We start from the raw sequence: 18,153 nt of genomic DNA on the forward strand, positions 1-18,153 counted from the left end.
AGTCCGGCCCTGTTCACGGCCGGGCGCTCCCGCCGGCCGGCCTCGGCGTTCCGTTCACGTCACTCCGCGACGCGTACCGCGTTGATGACGGTCTGCTCGATGCGACTGCCCGCTGCGTTCTCCCCCATCACGCGGAGGGAGACCGACGCGGCCCCCTTCGGAGCCCTCAACTGCACCGTCGCCGCCCGTGAGGTCGTCTGCGCGGCCGAACGCTGCCATGTCTTCCCACCGTCGTACGAGACCTCGACCGACGCGGACCTGAGAGGCGACCGCGAACCGTCGGCGCTGCGGAAGGAGACGGTGAGCTTGTATGCCGCCCGCGGCTTGATCGAACTGTCGAGCGCCACTCCCCGGAGGTCGTAGTCGGCGTGGAGCATCGGCAGTGTGTGCCAGTCGACGCCTTCCGGTTGCGCGGAGTCGAACGTCCAAGCGGTGTGCGTCTCGGTACTGGCCTGCCACCACTCCTGGGTCCGCTTCGCGTCGAGTTCGAAGCGGTACCGGGACTTCTGCGCGGGCAGTCCGGTGATCGAGGCATAGGGGTAGGCGGCGGTGCCGATGAGTGCGCCGTCGCGGTAGACGCGGAACTCGTCCACATCACCCGGCGCCATGGAGCCGCCGCCCTCGTAGAAGTGGCCGTCGGGCGAGGCCCACACGGGGATCTGGACGAGCATCTCCTCGTCATTCCTCGACGGCGTCATACCGCTCCCGGGGGCGTATACGTCGACGGGCGACGTCGGGCGCTGCACCGGCTTGAACCACTCCTCCGTCACCTCCTTGCCCGCCGTGTACGGACGCAGCATGGAGACCATGGAGGCGCCGTTACCGGGCACGACGACGCGCTGCCACTTGGCGTCCTCGGCGTTCACGTAGACGTGCTGCGTCGTGCCGAACGCCATGTCGGCGAACGACCCTGCGCCGCGCTGCGCGACAGTGCTGTAGCCGAGCCAGCCGTCCTGGCTGTTGCGGACGTCGTCGGGGTTCGCGGCCGGCGAGTAGTTCTTGATCGCGATGTCCGCGAACGTGCGCCGGTCCGGATCGAAGGTCTGGTCGGCGGCGATGCCGTCGTCCTCGCCGCGCACAAGACCATAGAGGTACGAGGGGTTGCTCTCGACGGTGAGCCGGACACGGACCGGCCCCCGGGTGAGGGCCTGGGTCAGCAGGTCGCCCCGGCTCTTCGGGACGCCGAAGACGGGCACCGTGGTGCTGATCGCACCGGGAAGCCGTTCGTCGGCCGAGTTGACCACCATGATCGCGGCGGCGCCCGCCTCGACCAGTCGGGGCAGGACCGTGTACACGTCGACGTCAGCGGTCCGCCGTACCATCGCCAGCCTGCCCTTGACATCGACGGCCGCGAGCTCCGCGGCCGATCCGGTGCCGACGTCGGCGACGGCCAGTCGACGCTGGCCGTCGAACCTGCCGGAGAAGGTGAACGACTCGGCCTGCAGGTCCACGTCGTCGCGCAGCTGGGCCTCGGCGACGATCGGAGGGCTCTGCAGGATCCAGTTGACGTTCGTCCCGAAGGTGCCGTCCTTGGGCTTCGCGCTCGGCAGCGCCCACTGGTGACCACCTGCGCGGCCGAGCACGAAGGTGGAGGAGGCGCCGGTCGACTGCTCACCGGATCGGCGTCCCACCGACAGGATCAGGCTGCGCAGTTCGCTGCGCAGGGGTGTCCGGGCCTTGATGGGCCGCGCCTTGCGGCCGTCGGCGGAGACGGCGACGTCCTGGTCGCCCACCTCGATGTCCGGAATCCCGAAGGTGACGAAGTCGCTGTTCCTGCGGAGGTGTCCGAAGATCGTGTAGCGCCCCGGCTTGACCTGGGCCGTGGCCACACCGTCGGCTCCCACCCGGATCTGGACCGGCGGGCCGGAGTCGGTGAGATCGCGGAGGGTGACGGTGCTGGCGCTGGTCGCGGGGCTTCCGTCGGGCATCAGACCTGTGAACGTCAGCTTGATCGCGGGCTGTTCGCGGTTCAGTGCCACGGTGGCGTGCGCGGTGACGCCCTCCCCCGTTGCCGTGATGGTCCCGGTGTACGTCCCGTAGGCGGTGGCGAGGTCGGGCGCGACCGTGACGTCGACGTCCGCGCTGCCGTGGGCAGGAATGGTCAAGGTGTCGGCACCCAAGGTCAGCGCGCCGGCGGCGACGGCGCCGCCGTCGAGCTTGAGGGATCCGGCCAGCGAGACGGTCATCTCCCGGTCGGCCGAGTTGTGGAACGTGACCTTGCGGGTGATCGGGGCCGCGGCACCACGGGCCGCGACCGTGCCGAAGGACGCGTTGGTGGCCCAGACCGTCTGGTCCAGGGCCGCCGGGATGTCGGCACGCCCGGAGCCCTCGGCGAACGCTCCGCCCGCAAGCGTCTTCGCGCTCGACATCAGCGCGCCCTTGAGCTCGGCGGCGGTCCACTCGGGGTGGGCCTGGGCGAGGATGGCGGCGGCTCCGGCCACGTGCGGGGTGGCCATCGACGTGCCGCTGGCCGAGGTGTAGGACTCACCGGTGGGCGTACCCATGGTGGTACCCGATGCCCGGGCCGCGACGATATCGACTCCGGGCGCCGCGATGTCGGGCTTGAGCGCGTTGTCGCCGAGGCGCGGGCCGCGGCTGGAGAACGAGGCGAGCTTGTCCTGCTTGTCGACGGCGGCGACGGTCAGCGCCGCGTCGGCGGCGCCGGGCGAGCCGATCGTGGTCTGGTCCGGGCCGGCGTTTCCGGCGGCTATCACGAACAGCGTGCCGGTCTCGGCGGTGAGTTCGTCGACGGCTTCGCTCAGCGGATCGGTGCCGTCGGAGGCTGCACGGCTGCCCAGACTCATGCTGATGACCTTGGCGCCGCTGTGCGCAGCCCATTCCATACCCGCGAGGACCGACGAATCGCTGCCCGAACCCTCGTCGTTCAGGACCTTCCCGACGAGCAGTTCGGCGCCGGGCGCGACCCCCTTGTTCCTCCCTCCGGAGGCTGCCCCCGAGCCCGCCACCGTGGAGGCGACGTGTGTGCCGTGGCCGTGGTGGTCGACCGCGTCCTCGGTCTCCGTGAAGTTGCGGGCTTCACCGACCCGTCCCGCCAGGTCGGGGTGGGTCCCGTCCACCCCGGTGTCCAGCACGGCCACCTTCACGCCGCTGCCGTCCTTGCCGACCGCCCATGCCTGGGGTGCGCCGATCTGGGGCACGCTGTCGGCCAGGGTGGCCCGGACCTTGCCGTCCAGCCAGACCTTCTCGACGCCGGTGGCGAGCCTCTTGGCCGAGGCGCCCTTCTGCTTCGACCGCAGCCCCGACCAGAACACGCTGGTGCGGCCCGCCTCGACATGCGTCGCTGCCGACTTCAGCCCGCGCAGCTTGCGCACCTTCCCGGCACCCTGCGGGAGCGGCACGTCCGCCTTGGTGCCCCGGACGATCAGCGGCAGTTCGGCGCCGTCGGAGTAGCCCTGCGCGATCAGCGCGTCGATGTCGAAGAGGCGGGGGTCCAGGGTTCCGGCGTCGAGGAGCGGGCGCACCTCGTCGGGGATCACGGTGATCTGGTCACCGGTCTGATCGATGCGCGCGATGCCCTCGGGGCTGTCACCGTCAGGCTTGAAGGACACGTTCTGTTCGGCGCCGGTGCCGGTGACCACGACGGTGTCACCTGTGATGAGACGGACGGTGTGGATGGCCGCCGACGTCGAGGGGCTCAGGGCGCTCACCCGGGGTTCCCGCGCGGTGTCGGCGCCGAGGGCGGCGGGCGCCGTGGCGCCTATCAGCGCGGCGAGCGCGACGGCTGTCGATGCTCTGAGTATGGGTCGGTGCATGGCAGTGATGTCTCCTGTAGGAAAGAGTGGCCGGGGCCGCGCACCCCTGCGGGGCACGGCCTCGGACGGTCGTCGGGATGCGCATCGCTCACGCCTGTGGGCCGGTCGAGGTCATGCGGGCGAATGCGCGGGACGGTTCGCCGTGCGCACGCACGTGGCGAGGGCCGCTCGACGACCCCGGATCGCAGCTGACGTGCCGGCTGATCCGGGAGGAACGGTTCCAGTTCGGCGCCGCTCCGTACAGACATTCCTCTGGCACATCGGCGTCAATGACCCTGATACGCCACGTGCTTGCCCCGGGACCCTGCCGAGGTGAGCCTTTACCGGCCGCCTGCCCGGCCTCTTGGGCGCAGGGAGGCGGCCGGCCGATGAGGTGCCGCTCCAGGGGCTATTTCAGCGCGTAGGCACGGCTGATGGTCTCCACCGTGCGTCCGCCGTCGCGGTCCCAGACCTCCGTGCGCAGCGTCACGTACCCGTCCGTCGCAGCGCGCTCGGGGTGGGCGACCGTGACCCGGAAGGAGTCGTCGTGCGCGCGTCGCGTGCGCGCTTCGTTCCAGGTCGTCCCGCCGTCGTAACTGACGGAGACCTTCGCGCCCGCCACGTCCGTACCGCCGTGCCGACCACGCGGCCGGGAGGTACGGACAGTGAAGTCGAACGGGCGGCCCGCCGGGGCCTCGTTGAAGAGGTTCAGCGGCATCGTGTAGTCGAGCAGCAGCACGGGAAGCGGCTCGCACCGCGTCGCCCCCGCGACGACGTCCCCACAGCCCTTGATCTCCGCCTTCCGCGGGACCGCGGAGCGGAAGCTCCACTCCGTACGGGTCGTGGAGCCCAAGGTCACCCCGGTGTAGTCGCCGAAGCGCTTGGTGTCCATGACGACCCGGTAGTCCGCAGGCTCCGGGACCATGAGGTGCTCGAGATCGGTCGCCTTCTCGCCGTTGCGGTAGTACGTCCAGGTGGGAAGCCGCCCGGCGACGATCGCGTGGCCGGGGTCCGAGTCTCCTCCGGAGTTGGCGGTGAAGAAGACGCCCTTGTCCGTACGGCAGAAGGAACAGGCCAGCTCCGTGTGGGCCGACGGATGCATGGGGGCGGCGTACCAGTCCGCACGATAGGTGCGGCCGGGCCGCTCGTAGACGGTCTCGGGGCTCACCATCTGCGCGGCGTACGAGGTGTGCGGGGCTACCAGCTGCTGGTACCTGACCCGGTTGTCGGCGAGGATGTGGTCCTCGCGGGTGCCTCCCTGGCCGAGCGCCTGGCCGGTCTGGAGCGAGGGGATGCCGTACGGGCCCCAGGCGTTGAGTATCTCCCAGCCGACGCGACGGACGCGGTCCGAGTGGAAGGTGTTCCTGACGGTGACGAAGTCCTCGGTGGACGCGCGCCGGGCCGCCCGCACGGGCAACGCACCGGTGTCGTAGTACTGCGCCGAGTAGGTGTAGCGGGACTCGTTCACCCCGGTGAAGGCGATGGTCACGCCGCCCCGCCCGGCGAGTTCGACCAGACGCCTACCGTCCTCGTAGCCCGCGACGGTGACCGGGATGGTCAGACCGGTGCCGACGAAGCCGGCGCGCGGGCCCTCCCGCGGAGGTACGGCGATGACCGCCTCGGCGCCGGCCTCGGAGGCCCAACGCGCCTGATCGGTGATCCCGACCAGGTTGTCCGAGGTCACCAGGACCGCCTTGCCCCGCACGTCGGCGTCGGCGATCTCCGCCCGGCCGCCCGCGCCCACGTCCACGAGGCCCAGATTCTTCGTTCCGGAGAATCGCGCGGTGTTGACCGGGGCGCGCACCGCGATGTCCTCGCGCACGGGGCGGGTGACGGTAAGCTTCTGGAGGGGCTCGCGCACGGCGACGAAGGTCGAGAGCACGAACTCGCCGGTGACGGCCTTTCCGCTGGGGATGACTCCGTACTTCTCGTCGGAGGCCGCCTGGACGTCGGTGTAGCCGCGCATCTGGGTCATCGCGCCACCGGGCGACGTGCGCTGCATCGTCAGGGTGAAGTGCGACGCCTCCAGGGGTCCGCGCTCATCGGCGACGTCCAGTGACAGGTCCTTCGCCCGCGCCGCGTCGACGTGGAGTGCCTGTGGCTCACGGGTGAGGTCGATCTCGGGGAAGGCGAACACGTCGGTGGCGTACTCGACGGTCTCGATACCGGCAGGATCGTCCGTGATCAGGGTGCCGATGATGGAGTACCTTCCCAGGGGCAGGCGCAGGCTGAAGCTGTCCCGGCCTCGGAGGCGATGGCCCGTCACATACGTGTTGTCCAGGCCCTGCACGGTCAGTTCGACCATGGACGGGATCTTGCCGAGCCGGTCCTTGAAGTCGACGGTGACGGCCCGCCGCGGGGTCTCCTTGATGAAGCCGACCGGGGTGTGGACGGTCCGGCCGTCGGGTGCGGTCGCCGTGAGGGCGCCGGTGTACCGGCCTGCGGGGACGAGGTCGGGGTCGAGCGTCGCGGTCAGCTCGGCGCTTCCGCCGGCAGGCACGGTCACCTTGCCGGCTGCCGTCCCGTCGCCGCCGCTCAGGCTGAGCGCGCCGGCCGGAAGGGGCGTGCCGGCACGTTCCGTGACCGCCAGATCCAGCGTCAACTCGACCGCTTCGCTGCCCTCGTTGGCGATCCGGAGCTTCTGGGAACGCTTGTCGAACGTACCGTCCTGCCACATGACCAGGCCGTAGTCGACCGTGCCGGCGAGCGAGAGGTCGGAGTCGACGGCGGCGGCGATGTCCAGCCGCCCGTATCCCTGCTCGTAGACCGTCTGGCCGCTGATCTGCCGGGCGTGGGAGGTGAGGGCGGCCTTGATCTGCTGCCCGTCCCAGTCCGGGTGACGCTGCGCCATGATCGCGGCCGCACCCGCCACGTGCGGGGTGGCCATCGAGGTGCCGTTCATCGCTATGTGGTGGGCGTCGACCGGTATACCGAGGGTCGTACCCGCGGCGCGGGCTGCCACGATGCCCACGCCCGGTGCGGTGATCTCGGGCTTGATGCCCGCGTCACCGATCCGGGGGCCACGGCTGGAGAACGGCGCCATCACGTCTGCCCGGTCGACCGCACCCACCGTGAGCGCGGAGGGTGCGTTCGCGGGAGTGGCGACGGTCACCTCTCCCGGGCCGCTGTTGCCGGCCGCGATGACGAAGAGGGTTCCGGTCGAGGCGCTCATCGAGTCGACCGCCTCGGTCAAGGCGTCGCGCGCGGCGGTCGCCGCGGTTCCGAGGCTCATGTTGACGACGTCGGCGCCCTCCGCCGCAGCCCATTCCATGCCGGCCATGACGTCGGAGAAGTCGCCGCCACCGCTGTTGTTCAGGACCTTCCCGACCATCAGGTCGGCGGCGGGCGCGACTCCCTTGTACTTTCCACCGGACGCTGCGCCGGTGCCCGCGATGGTGGCGGCGACGTGCGTGCCGTGACCGAAGCCGTCCTGGACGTCCTCGCCGAGGACGAAGCTCCGGCTCAGGCTCACCCGCCCTGCCACGTCGGGGTGGTCCAGGTCGATACCGGAGTCGAGGACGGCAACCTTCGCTCCCTTGCCGTCGAAGCCCGCGGCCCAGGCCGCGGGGGCACCGACCTGCGCGGTGCTCCGGTCGAGGGTCGCCTTCACCTTGCCGTCGTACCAGAGCCGGGTGATGGCCGGGTCGGTGGACTGCGCGCGCCTCCCCGGCGCCCTGCCCTTGGACCGCACGGCGCGGAAGAAGCTCGCGGCCTCCTCCTTCTCCACGGTCACCGCGGTCATGCCGAGCCTGGGCAGCGTCGCGTTGCGCTCGCTGGCGGGGAGGTCGTCGGCCGCCTTGCTGAGCTTCGGCGTGACCGGTCTGCCCGCGTAGGCGACCAGCGCGGGGATCTCATCGGTGCGTGTGTCCGCCCGGCCGTCCTTGATCAACTGGGTGATGTTGAAGAGTTCGGCGTCCACGAGGCCGGAGTCGACCGCGTCGGTGGAGTCCTGCGGATAGACGTAGAGGTCGCCGTCGGCACCGGTCGACGTGTGGAACGTGGTCGGCCGGTCGCCCGCCGAGAGGACGTTCACCGCCTTGACGCGTCCGGCCTCGAGCGTGGTCGTGACGACATCGCCTGTGATGAGGGTGATGCGGGACGTCTGGGCCACCGGCTTCTGCGCCGGGGCACCGACCACGCCTGTCGCCGTCGGCGCTTGTGTCCCGGCGGCTGCCGGCGAACCTGGCGTACTGGCGACCGCGGCCAGCACGATCGCCGCGACCGCGAGGGTTCTCAGCCTCGTTCGGCCGGCGGTGGGGAGGGGATACACATCAGCTCCGTATGTGTAGGGATCGATACCGTTCGCCGGGGGGCACTCTGCGCGCCGGGTCAGGTCGTACGAACGGCCGCGGGCCCGGCCTCCCGAGCCCACGGCCGCGGTGTCGTCAGCAGCGGGTGCGGTGGGCGTCCCGGGTCACCAGGCTGGTGTCGCCGAACGTCGAGTCCAGCCACAGGACCCGTCGGCCCTCACCCAGCACCGGTGCCTCCTGCGCGCCGGGATTGCAGCTCACCGGTTCGGCGGTGCCGCCCTTGATCGGCATGATCCACAGGTTGGGCAGCGTGTCCTCCGTGGCGGTGTTCGAGGTGTAGTAGCCGCGGTAGTCGCTGTAGACCAGCCACGTGTCGTTCACCGTGATCTGGGGCGCGAAAGGAGTGTCGGGAGTGCCCTGGGGGACGAGCACCCGGTCGTCGCTGCCGTCCGCGTCGGCGCTGCGGAGCTGGAGGTCCTCGTCGAAGTCCGTCTCCGACCAGACGATCCGGGTGCCGTTGGTGTCCACCTGCACCGCGTACGCCATCGGGTTGCCGGAGGAGTCCTTGCCCGCGGGCAGGATCGTGCGGCGTCCGCCGGACAGGTCGTACGTCGCGGCGTTGCGGCCGTTGAAGGCGCCCGCCACGTGGATGTAGGCGATCATGTCGCCGGAGATCCGGGGGAAGTAGCCCTGGACCTTCAGTTCAGGAGTGAGGTTGGTGACCGGCGCGTCGCCGGACTTCGTGAACAGGTCGTTGTGGTCGCCCGTTCCCCCCAGGGGTTCGTCCCCGCTCCACACGAACGTGTCGCCCGAGACATCGGCGTTGCCCTGCATGCCGCCGCCGGGGTGCAGGTCGGTGACCGTGCCGCCGTCGAAGGAGCCGCGGACGACATCGGCGTTCACCCAGTACGGGCTGACCCGGGTCAGCCGGGTCCACACGACGGTGTTGCCGCTGATCCGCGGGGCCGTGTTGCCGATGACGCCGTTCACCGTCCTGGATCCGGTGACGGGCTCCGAGATGACCCGGGTTCGTGTGCTGCCCAAGGTGCCGACCCTGATCTGTGGGTCACCCGTCTCGGGGTCCGTCTCACCGATCACCCAGCGCTTGCCGTCCACGTCCGGGGCGCTGCTCGGCTGTACGCCGCTCAGCACGGTCCGTGAGTCGTGCGGCAGCCGCAGCTGCCAGGACTTGGTGATGCCGTGGCTGTCGAATGCCTTGGATATGGCAGTGAGTTCGCGCTTCCCGGTGTCGAGGGACCGGGCCGCGTCGAGGACCGCCAGCCGGCCTGCGTAGAAGTCCGTGAACGGGGTGAAGTACTGGGTGAGCGCGGTGTAGATGATCTTGTCCGCGCTTTTCGGGTCCAGCTTCTCCCTGATGTCCCACAGGGCTCCTGAGAAGATGGTCGAGTTGAGGTGCACTCCCCCGTTGTCGACATCGGGCGGGAGCGACAGGTAGTCCCGCTCGGCCCTGCGGCCGTCGTTCATGTCGCGCAGCGCGCAGCCCTGCGGTGAGGTCTGCGGGGAGGTCTGCGGGGAGGTCTGCGGGCAGAGGTCCTCCCCCAGGAGTCCGGCGGCCGGATCGCCCATCGGGGTACGGGAGTCGGTGACGTCGATGGCGTTTCCGAAGTAGTCGGAGACGGCCTCGTTGATGGCTCCGGACTGCTGGAGGTAGATCAGTCCGCCGGAGTGGTCGGTGACGCCGTGGGTCATCTCGTGCCCCACGACGTCCAGGTCCGCGGCGAAGGACCGTCCGTTGGACGATCGGCCGTAGACCATCTTCGTGCCGTCCCAGAAGGCGTTGTCGAACGGGCGGCCCCCGTAGGTGACGTCGACGACCGAGCGCATGGAGCCACCCTTGCCGTCGATGCCGTCGCGGCCGAGGGAACGGTAGAAGTCGTACACCTGGCCCGCGCCCCAGTGGGCGTCCACCGCACCGGAGTCGGTGTTCCTGCCGTCGAAGTGCGCGGCGCCCGAGAGGGCGAGCTCGGCGTCGGTGGGCATGGTGCCCTGGTACTTGGTGACGCTGGCCCCGGCCGCGTCGTAGGTGAGGATCTCGCCGCCCTGACCGGCCCACATGGGCTTGGAACGGTCGCGCAGCTCATACCCGCTGTCCGTGTCGTACACCGCGAGGGGCTTGGTCACGCCCTGCTGGTTCACGCCGGTGCCGTCGGCCGGGCCGGCGTGCTGAAGGTTGTCGTAGTCGAGTGCGAGGGTGCCGTGGTGAGCGTCCAGGTACACCTCGCGGCGGCTGGGCTTCCCTGCCGGAGTCAGCCCGGTGACGGTCAGGTGGTAGGCGAGCGTGCCGGTTCCGTCGGGAAGGACCACGAGCCCGTGTCCCTCGGTCTCGCGGGTGCCGTCGGTGTACGCGGTGGTGTCCACGAACGGGAGGAGGTCGATGGCCGCCTGTTGGGTGAAGGCCGGTTCGGTGTCCACGGTCAGATCGGTGAAGAGCGATCCGGCGGCGCTGGTGACGCCCGATGTGTCCGCGTGCACGAGATACGTGCCGCCGAGCACCGGAACACCGTGGTGGCGCTGGGTGAAACGGACGGTCGTGGTGTCCCCGGCCACGGACGTCCCCGCGGCGGCCAGGCCGAGGCCACGTGCGTGATAGACGTCGTCGTTGTCGGCGAGATGCCGGCGGGCCCGCTCCTGCGGCGAGGCCGAGACGGACGGGGCCTCGCTCTCCAGACCCGCGACGTGGGTGGGCGTACGGGAGTTCAGGCCGGAGATGATGTCCGGCGGCGGCTCGTCGGCTGCGGCAGGGGAACCCCCGAGTACGAGGGGCACAGCGAGTGCGGCGGCCATACCGGCACCGGCAAGGCGTCTGAGACGCATGGCTTGTTCGGCCTCCAGGTCGGGAACAGTTGCCGCACGCTAGGCAGCCGCCATTACCCGGCAATTACCGGCGCCGCTCCATGGAGGTCTCCGAAAGGGGGCCGGGCCGTCACTCACTCCGTGCCGGGCTGCGGGGCGCGCACCGGCGGCGCTTGTCGGGAAGTACCTGGGTGATGCCCTGGGCGTCACAGTGCTCCAGCAGGGGGACGGTGACGCGTCGGCTGGTGTCCAGGGCGCGGCTCGCCGTTCCCACGGTGAACGGTTGGTCGAGTTCGCTCAGTCGGTCGGCCGCCAGCCGGGGCGCGTCCGGTAGCAGCACCACGTGGTCCGCGAGCCGAAGCACCGCTCCGTGGCGGACCGCCGTGGCGAGCTCACGGCGGCCGAAGCCGAGTTCCGCGAGCCGCTGGGCATGGGGAGCGGCGAAGGGCCGCCCGTCGAGTTCGGCGGTGAGCCGGCGTACCGCGTCCGCCACAGGGGCCGGCTGTGCCGCGGGCCCAACGGTCACTCGCCCACGGCTCATCCGCAGGGGCGGCGTGACCAGTGCCTCCACGAGGGAGACGGCCGGCAGCCCCAGACGGTGCCGAGCGGCCTCCACCGGTATGCCGTCCTCGGTGGGCCGCTCGGAGAGGTTCGCCGCCACCAGTTCGGCCAGCCGGGCGCGCAAGGTGGTCCAGTGTGCGGGGTCGGCGAGCCAGTCCCCCGCAACGGGTGCGGTATGAACGGCCACCCCCATCGCGGTCAACTCCGCCCGCCTGACCAGCAGTCGGCGACGCAGCTCGGACGCCTCGCCCGGGGTGCCGTCGGCGTCACCCAGCTCGGCCGCCCGCCGCGCCGCCGCGCCGCGTCGCCGCAGTTCCGGTGGCTGGGGGTCGAGCACCGTCAGACCTGCGAGCACGCGCCGCAGCCCGGGATCGCGCAGCACCGCGCGATCGCCGATGCGCAGCGGCAGTGCTTCCGGGAGGGTCAGGCGGACGATGTCCGGACCGAGCGGCCGTACGCGTACGGGCACGGCCGCCGAGCCGATGTGGGCGACAGCGGTGCGGGGCAGTTCCGAGGCAGGCGTTCCGCCCTGTACGCGCACGTCACAGCTCACGCAGGGGAGGAAGCTCTCGGGGGTGAGCAGGGCGTCACCACGGCCCGTCGACTCCTTGTCGAGGCCCCGGAGGTTGACGGCGACCCGGGCGGTGGCCCGCACCAGGCCGGTCTCCTCGCCGAGGGCCTGCAGCCCCCTGACGCGCACGGGACGGCCGGAGCGGGCGGTCACCAGGACGTCGCCCCTGCGGATCTGCCCCGCCCCGAGCGTGCCGGTGACCACCAACCCGCTGCCGCGCACGGTGAAGGACCGGTCGATCCACAGCCGTACCGGGGATTCGGCGTCCCCGTCCGGCAGCCGCGCGACCAGCCGGTCGAGGGCGGCGCGCAGCTCGGCGAGTCCCGCGCCGCTGCGGGCGCTGACGGCCACGGCCTCGATGCTGCCGAGGGTGCTGGACCGGATCCGGTCCTGTGCCTGCGCCGTGGCGGGACCGGGGTCGGCCACGTCGCAGCGGGTGATGACGAGCAGTCCGTGCCGTACGCCGAGGGCGTCCACGGCGGCGAGGTGTTCGGCGGACTGGGGCTTCCAGCCCTCGTCGGCGGCGACGACGAACAGCACGGCGGGCACGGGCCCCACGCCGGCCAGCATGGTGGGCACGAACCTCTCGTGCCCCGGTACGTCGACGAATGCCAGCCGTTCGCCCGATGGCAGATCCGTCCATGCGAAGCCCAGGTCGATGGTCAGGCCACGGCGCCGCTCCTCCGCCAGCCGGTCGGGGTGGGTGCCGGTCAGCGCGTGGATCAGCGTGCTCTTGCCGTGGTCGACATGCCCGGCCGTCGCGATGACCCGCATGATCAGCGTCCCGCCGCGCGCAGCACCGCGGCGAGGACGTCGCTGTCGCACTCCTCCGGTACGCACCGGAGGTCCAGGAGGAGCCGGCCGCGCACCACCCGCCCGAGCACGGCCGGTTCTCCGGTGCGCAGCGGTTCTGCCAGGTCGTCGGGGAGGCTGAGCGCGCAGGAAGGCAGAACGGTCCCGGGCGCGCCGCCTCCTCCGACCACCGCCTCGTGGGGCACGACGCGTGCGTCCAGACCTCGGCGGGCGGCGTCCTCGGCCATGCGCAGCGTGCGGATGCGCAGCTGCGGCAGCGGCATGTGCACGGCTGTGTGCACGGGGGGCTCGGGACCGCGCAGTGTCGCTTCCAGCGCGGCCAGGGTGAACTTGTCCACCCGCAGGGCGCGGGCCAGCGGATGGCGGCGCATCCGTTCCACGACGGCGGCACGGCCGAGGACCATCCCGGCCTGCGGCCCGCCGAGCAGCTTGTCCCCGCTGGCGGTGACCAGGGTGGCCCCGGCGCGCAGGGCCGTGGCCGCGTCGGGCTCGTCCGGCAGCACCGGGTCGGGAGCGAGGAGGCCGGAGCCGATGTCGACGACGACGGGCAGGCCCAGCGACGCCAGTTCCCCGGGGCCCACTCCCCCGGTGAAGCCGCTCACCGTGAAGTTCGACGGGTGGACCTTGAGGATGAAGCCGGTGTCCGGGCCTGCGGCGTCCGCGTAGTCGCCGAGGCGGGTCCGGTTGGTGGTGCCGACCTCGCGTATCCGGGCGCCGCAGGAGGCCAGCAGTTCGGGTATCCGGAAGCCGTCGCCGATCTCCACGAACTCGCCCCGGCTGAGCAGGATGTCGCGCCCCGGGGCCAGCGTCACCGCCGCCAGGGCCAGGGCGGCGGCTCCGTTGTTGACCACGTGCACCGCCTCCGCGGCCGGAACCGCTTCCCGCAGGGCAGCCATGGCGCCGCGGCCACGTGGCGCCCGTCGGCCGGTGCGGAGGTCCAGCTCGACGTCCGTGTATCCGCCTGCCTCCGCCATGGCCTCCAGTGCGGACCGTGACAGCGGGGCCCGTCCCAGATTGGTGTGCAGTACGACGCCGGTGGCGTTGTGCACGGGGCTCAGTCCGCCTGTGTGCGCGGGGAGCGCGGCCAGCGCGGCGTGGACGGCGTCGCCCGGGCCGATCCGTCCTTCACGTACGAGCTGTTGGGCGGTGCCGACCGCGGCCTTGACGATGGGCCTGCCCAGTCGTGCGGACGCCTCGCTCAGCCGGGGGTCGCCGAGGAGCACCGTGGTGCTCGGCACCTGCCTCCGGATGTCCGCAGGCGGCTCCTCCGTCTTGTCCGCCACCCGTGCCACCCCGATCGAAGTCAGCGGAGGCGGACGGGAATCGAACCCGCCTGGCCCGGTTTCCGGACCACACCGATTTTGAAGATCGGGAGGGGCACCAGCCCGCCCAACGCCTCCGGAGCAAGATTGTGGTCCCCGCACACTGCTGGGGCAAGAGGTGAAATGATCGCCGTATGACGACAGTTGGCCCCGCCGTACCGGCCGCGCCCGTGCGGCTGACCCAGTTCGCACACGGCGGCGGCTGCGCCTGCAAGATCCCTCCGGGGGAACTCGAGGCGATGGTCGCGGGACTGCTGCCGCCCCGGAACCCCGGACGGGCCGTCGGCAGCGACGAGGACCGGCTGCTGGTCGGACTCGACGACGGTGACGACGCCGCGGTGGTACTCACCGGTGACGGCACCGCCCTGGTGTCGACGGCGGACTTCTTCACACCCGTCGTCGACGACGCCCGCGACTGGGGCCGGATCGCCGCGGCCAACGCCCTGTCCGACGTCTACGCGATGGGCGGACGGCCCGTCGTCGGGCTCAACCTGCTGGGCTGGCCCCGTGACGTACTGCCCGCGGAACTGGCCCGGGAGGTCCTGGCAGGTGCGCTCGAAGTCGCCCGCGACGCCGGCTGCTTCGTCGGCGGCGGCCACAGTATCGACAGCCCGGAACCGCTCTACGGAATGGCCGTGACCGGCCTGGTGGATCCTGACCGGCTGCTGCGCAACGACGCCGGCCGGCCGGGCGTGCCCCTGACCCTGACCAAACCGCTGGGCGTCGGAATACTCAACAACCGTCACAAGCGGACCGGTGAGGTCTTCGCGCACGCCGTCGCCACCATGGCGGCGCTCAACGACAAGGCCTCTGCGGCAGCGTTGGAGGCCGGCGCCGTGTGCGCCACCGATGTGACCGGATTCGGGCTGCTCGGCCATCTGCACAAGCTGGCCAGAGCGAGCGGCGTCACGGCCGTGGTGGACGCAGCCGCCGTCCCCGTGCTCGACGGCGCCCGGGAGTCCCTGCGGGCCGGGTACGTCAGCGGGGGCACCCTGCGCAATCTCGAATGGGTCCGCCCGCACCTCGACGCGGGACGGGCGGGCGAGGACCAACTGCACCTGCTTGCCGACGCCCAGACCTCCGGCGGCCTCCTGGTAGCCGGGGAAGTGCCCGGACATCCCGTCATCGGGGAACTGGTTCCCGCCGTGGCCGGCACCACACTGGTGATCCGCTGAGCGCTGCGGACGGCCGCGGGGCCCCGGGCAGGGCCCGGGGTCCCGCGGCCGGCTCGCTACCGATAGCGGATGTGCAGGTGGTTGTCGTGGTTCGCGTAGCTCGTGGTCAGGCCTTCCGAGATCAGCTGCGGGTCGTTGAAGAAGATCAGCTGGACATGACCGGGGGCCTTCGCACGGATCTCCTGAACGAGCCTGCGGGTGGCCGCGCGGTCGTACGTGCTCGACTGCCAGGTGATACGCCCCGCGGTGCACTGCGCCGAGTCGGTGCGGGCGGGCCACACGTCGATGTCCATCCCGACTTCGTGGCTGCCGTGGCCGGGGATGTCCCCGCCGTGCTCGAAGCCCGCGTCGCCGACCGGCAGTCTGCCGTTCCCGGTGGCGGCGAAGGTGGCGGCGGCGGCCTCCAGTTGGCCGACGGCGCCGGCTGTCGCCCAGTGGGCACCGGCGTTGCCGTCGGGGCTCTGCGCGCACATCGTGCTGCCGCCGAAGTTGATGTTCTCGTAGTGCCAGAGCAGGTTCTGCCAGGTGGTAGGCCCGACGACACCGTCCGCGCCGATTCCCGCATGGGACTGGAAGGTGCGCACGGCGGTGCCGGTGGCGGGTCCGAATGCCCCGTCGGCCGAGAGGCCTGCGCCCCGCTTGGCGTTGAGCAGCGACTGGAGGGCCGTCACCGCCGGCCCGTTGTCGCCCTGTCGAACGGTGAGGGCGAGCGCGCCCCAGGTGGCGGGCCCGACGATGCCGTCCGCGGTCAGGCCCTTGGACTGCTGGAAGCCCACCACGGCGCTGCGGGTGCCCGATCCGAAGGCGCCGTCCACCGCCACGGGGCGGCCGTGCGCGGCAAGCAGGTGCTGCAGCGCGACGACGTCGGAGCCTCGGCTGCCGTTGCTGGTCAGCGGGAACGCTGCCTGCGGGAAGGCCTGCGCGGGGACGCCCAGCCCGAGGAGCAGGCCCGCCAGCGCGGCGAACAGCGTGATGATGCGTGCGAGTCGCCTCATGGTTTCTGCCTCACTTTCCTGTTCATTCGCCTGCTCACTTTCCGGACTGGAGGGCGCCCCACGTGGCGGGGCCGACGATGCCGTCGGCGCCCAGCCCGCGCGAGGACTGGTAGTCGCGTACGGCCTGGGCGGTACCCGAGCCGAAGACGCCGTCGATCGACACCGTCCGGCTGAGCGCGGCGGTCAGGGCGCGCTGCAGCCGGGTGACGGCCTCTCCCGTCGAGCCGCTCTGGACGGTCGGGGTGGATCCGCGGGAGAGCAGGGCCGTCCAGGTCTTCGCACCGACCACACCGTCCGCCGTGAGCCCCTTGCTGGACTGGAAGTTCCGGGCGGCGGCGGTCGTGTCGGGCCCGAAGATCCCGTCGGGGGTGCCCGGGTCGAAGCCGGCGGCCTTGAGCAGGCACTGGGCGGCCTTGACCCGGTCTCCGGTCGAGCCGCTCTGGACGGTGGAGTACGCGGTGAAGTCGAGATTCGCACCGCTGCAGCTGGGTGTGGGCGTGGAGCCGTTGCCGACGTCCAGGTAGTCGCGGTCGATGTTGATCGAGTAGCCGCCGTAGGACTCGGTGACCTCGCCCGCGTACTGGTGGATCCGCTGGTGGTTGGACCAGTAGGAGGACGGCACGTAGGAACCGGTGTTGGTGTCGGCGGCGCCGTTCCACCACGCGTAGAAGAGGTGGTCAACGCGTGTGTAGGCGCCGTTGTTGTACTCGGCGGCGGCGTCCTTGATGCCGGAGGCGGCGCTGGAGTAGAAGCCCGACAGGTAGCCGCTGCTGTGCAGCCGTTCGGTCCAGCCGGACAGGTACGACAGCACCGACGCCTTGCAGGAGGCCGTGGAGGTGTACGCCTCGATGTCGCTGTAGATGGCGCTGCCCGCCGGGATGCCGAGGCCCGAAGCGGCGGTGATGGCGCCGGCCGCCGCGGTGACGCCCTGGGACTTGGCCGTGGCCGGATCGGTGGACATCTTCAGCGAGTAGCTGGTGCAGGGTGCCTGGCGGCCGACGTCGATGGGGAACAGACGCCATCCGTTGTTCGTCTGGCTGGTCACCCAGCTCGCCGTCAGATTCGGCTGGGCGCAGCCGCGGAAGGAGCCGCTGATGTAGACGCCGACCGCACTGTAGGGCGAGCTCGTCTGCCAGGCGTTCATGGCGGCCTGCGAGGGCGCGGTGCAGGCGTCGAAGCCCTTGCCCACGTAGCTTCCGGGTTGCGGTCCGGCCGCGGCGAGGGGGGTGGCATCGGACCGCTGGGCCGCGCGGGGCAGCGCGGTGCGCTCGGCGCCCCCGGTGAGCTCGGCCGAGGCGAGGACGCCGCGTACGAGGTTCTCGGTCTCCGGTGTGTGGGCGGCGGTCACGAGGACGCCGGCGTCCTCGACCGCGATCTGGATGGTGTCGTTGCTGGAGGTGGCGGTCGGGGCGATGGCCTTGCCGCGCTGGGTCCGCGCGGTCGCAGCCGTCGCCCGGCCGGCGGAGCGGGCGGTGATGGGCTCCACGACGATGCCCGCCGTACGGCCGACGACTCCGGCGGGGCAGTCGTTCTGCTCGGCGGGCTCGCCCAGGTAGACGGCGGGTCTGTCGAAACGGAGGCAGGCGCGCGGGTTCTCGGCCAGGTCGACCACCTGCCAGTCGGCGGGCACCTCGACGCGGTAGCCGCGGTAGGTGACGCTCTGCAGGCCCTCGGGCTGGGAATCTGCCTGGGCGGGGACGGGGGCGGCGAACGCGCCGATACCGGCGAGCACCGCCAGCAGGGCAGTTCCGGCGCGGGCGCGCCAGGGGATCCGGGAGGACATCGGTTCACTCCTACTCGAAGGCGGGGGGAGAGTGAGGGTGAGCGGCTCGGCAGGTCTGCTCCGGTTCGGCCACGGGCCGCGCCTGCCCGTGGCCGAACCGGAGCCTGATCGGCCGCG

The 18,153-nt window shown here is 71.5% G+C and carries 8 protein-coding genes and 1 tRNA gene; 1 reads left to right on the forward strand and 8 read right to left on the reverse strand.

Going from position 1 to position 18,153, the window contains the following annotated elements:
• Positions 1 to 59: 59 nt before the first annotated feature.
• From ACFQ6X_RS18580 to ACFQ6X_RS18605, 6 genes are all read right to left on the reverse strand, one after another.
• Entirely contained in the window at positions 60 to 3,773 is a 3,714-nt protein-coding gene (locus tag ACFQ6X_RS18580) for a S8 family serine peptidase (protein WP_383182723.1), read from the reverse strand.
• A 388-nt stretch (positions 3,774 to 4,161) separates the two neighbouring features.
• Positions 4,162 to 8,022: a S8 family serine peptidase gene (locus ACFQ6X_RS18585; RefSeq protein ID WP_383182724.1), complete on the reverse strand. Its 3,861-nt coding sequence runs from the start codon at positions 8,020 to 8,022 to the stop codon at positions 4,162 to 4,164.
• A gap of 115 nt (positions 8,023 to 8,137) precedes the next feature.
• A complete protein-coding gene (locus ACFQ6X_RS18590) occupies positions 8,138 to 10,837 on the reverse strand; it encodes a M4 family metallopeptidase (protein ID WP_383182726.1) in 2,700 nt (899 codons plus the stop codon).
• 109 nt (positions 10,838 to 10,946) lie between these two features.
• On the reverse strand, positions 10,947 to 12,722 hold the full coding sequence (gene selB / locus ACFQ6X_RS18595) for a selenocysteine-specific translation elongation factor (protein WP_383182728.1): 1,776 nt from the start codon (positions 12,720 to 12,722) through the stop codon (positions 10,947 to 10,949).
• Positions 12,723 to 12,724: 2 nt separating this feature from the next.
• Positions 12,725 to 14,044 (reverse strand): L-seryl-tRNA(Sec) selenium transferase, encoded by a 1,320-nt coding sequence (gene selA, locus ACFQ6X_RS18600; protein ID WP_383182730.1) that lies wholly within the window; start codon positions 14,042 to 14,044, stop codon positions 12,725 to 12,727.
• Between the two features lie 23 nt (positions 14,045 to 14,067).
• A tRNA-Sec gene (locus ACFQ6X_RS18605) sits at positions 14,068 to 14,161 on the reverse strand.
• Between the two features lie 56 nt (positions 14,162 to 14,217).
• Between ACFQ6X_RS18605 and selD the strand changes: the two genes are divergently transcribed.
• Positions 14,218 to 15,258, forward strand: a complete 1,041-nt coding sequence (gene selD / locus ACFQ6X_RS18610) for a selenide, water dikinase SelD (protein WP_383182732.1) — start codon at positions 14,218 to 14,220, stop codon at positions 15,256 to 15,258.
• A 56-nt stretch (positions 15,259 to 15,314) separates the two neighbouring features.
• Here the strand turns inward: selD and ACFQ6X_RS18615 are convergent, their stop codons facing one another.
• Positions 15,315 to 16,253: a penicillin-insensitive murein endopeptidase gene (locus ACFQ6X_RS18615; protein WP_383182734.1), complete on the reverse strand. Its 939-nt coding sequence runs from the start codon at positions 16,251 to 16,253 to the stop codon at positions 15,315 to 15,317.
• A 34-nt stretch (positions 16,254 to 16,287) separates the two neighbouring features.
• A complete protein-coding gene (locus tag ACFQ6X_RS18620; RefSeq protein ID WP_383182736.1) occupies positions 16,288 to 18,036 on the reverse strand; it encodes a glycoside hydrolase domain-containing protein in 1,749 nt (582 codons plus the stop codon).
• Positions 18,037 to 18,153: the final 117 nt, after the last annotated feature.

It is taken from the genome of Streptomyces sp. NPDC056452 (assembly GCF_042796085.1).
Lineage (GTDB): Bacteria > Actinomycetota > Actinomycetes > Streptomycetales > Streptomycetaceae > Streptomyces.

What these genes read in the sequence shown, in the direction of transcription:
- selB (WP_383182728.1), bottom strand. Translation starts at nt 12,722, where the DNA reads ATGCGGGTCATCGCGACGGCCGGGCATGTCGACCACGGCAAGAGCACG.
- ACFQ6X_RS18590 (WP_383182726.1), bottom strand. Translation starts at nt 10,837, where the DNA reads ATGCGTCTCAGACGCCTTGCCGGTGCCGGTATGGCCGCCGCACTCGCT.
- ACFQ6X_RS18580 (WP_383182723.1), bottom strand. Translation starts at nt 3,773, where the DNA reads ATGCACCGACCCATACTCAGAGCATCGACAGCCGTCGCGCTCGCCGCG.
- ACFQ6X_RS18615 (WP_383182734.1), bottom strand. Translation starts at nt 16,253, where the DNA reads ATGAGGCGACTCGCACGCATCATCACGCTGTTCGCCGCGCTGGCGGGC.
- ACFQ6X_RS18620 (WP_383182736.1), bottom strand. Translation starts at nt 18,036, where the DNA reads ATGTCCTCCCGGATCCCCTGGCGCGCCCGCGCCGGAACTGCCCTGCTG.
- selD (WP_383182732.1), top strand. Translation starts at nt 14,218, where the DNA reads ATGACGACAGTTGGCCCCGCCGTACCGGCCGCGCCCGTGCGGCTGACC.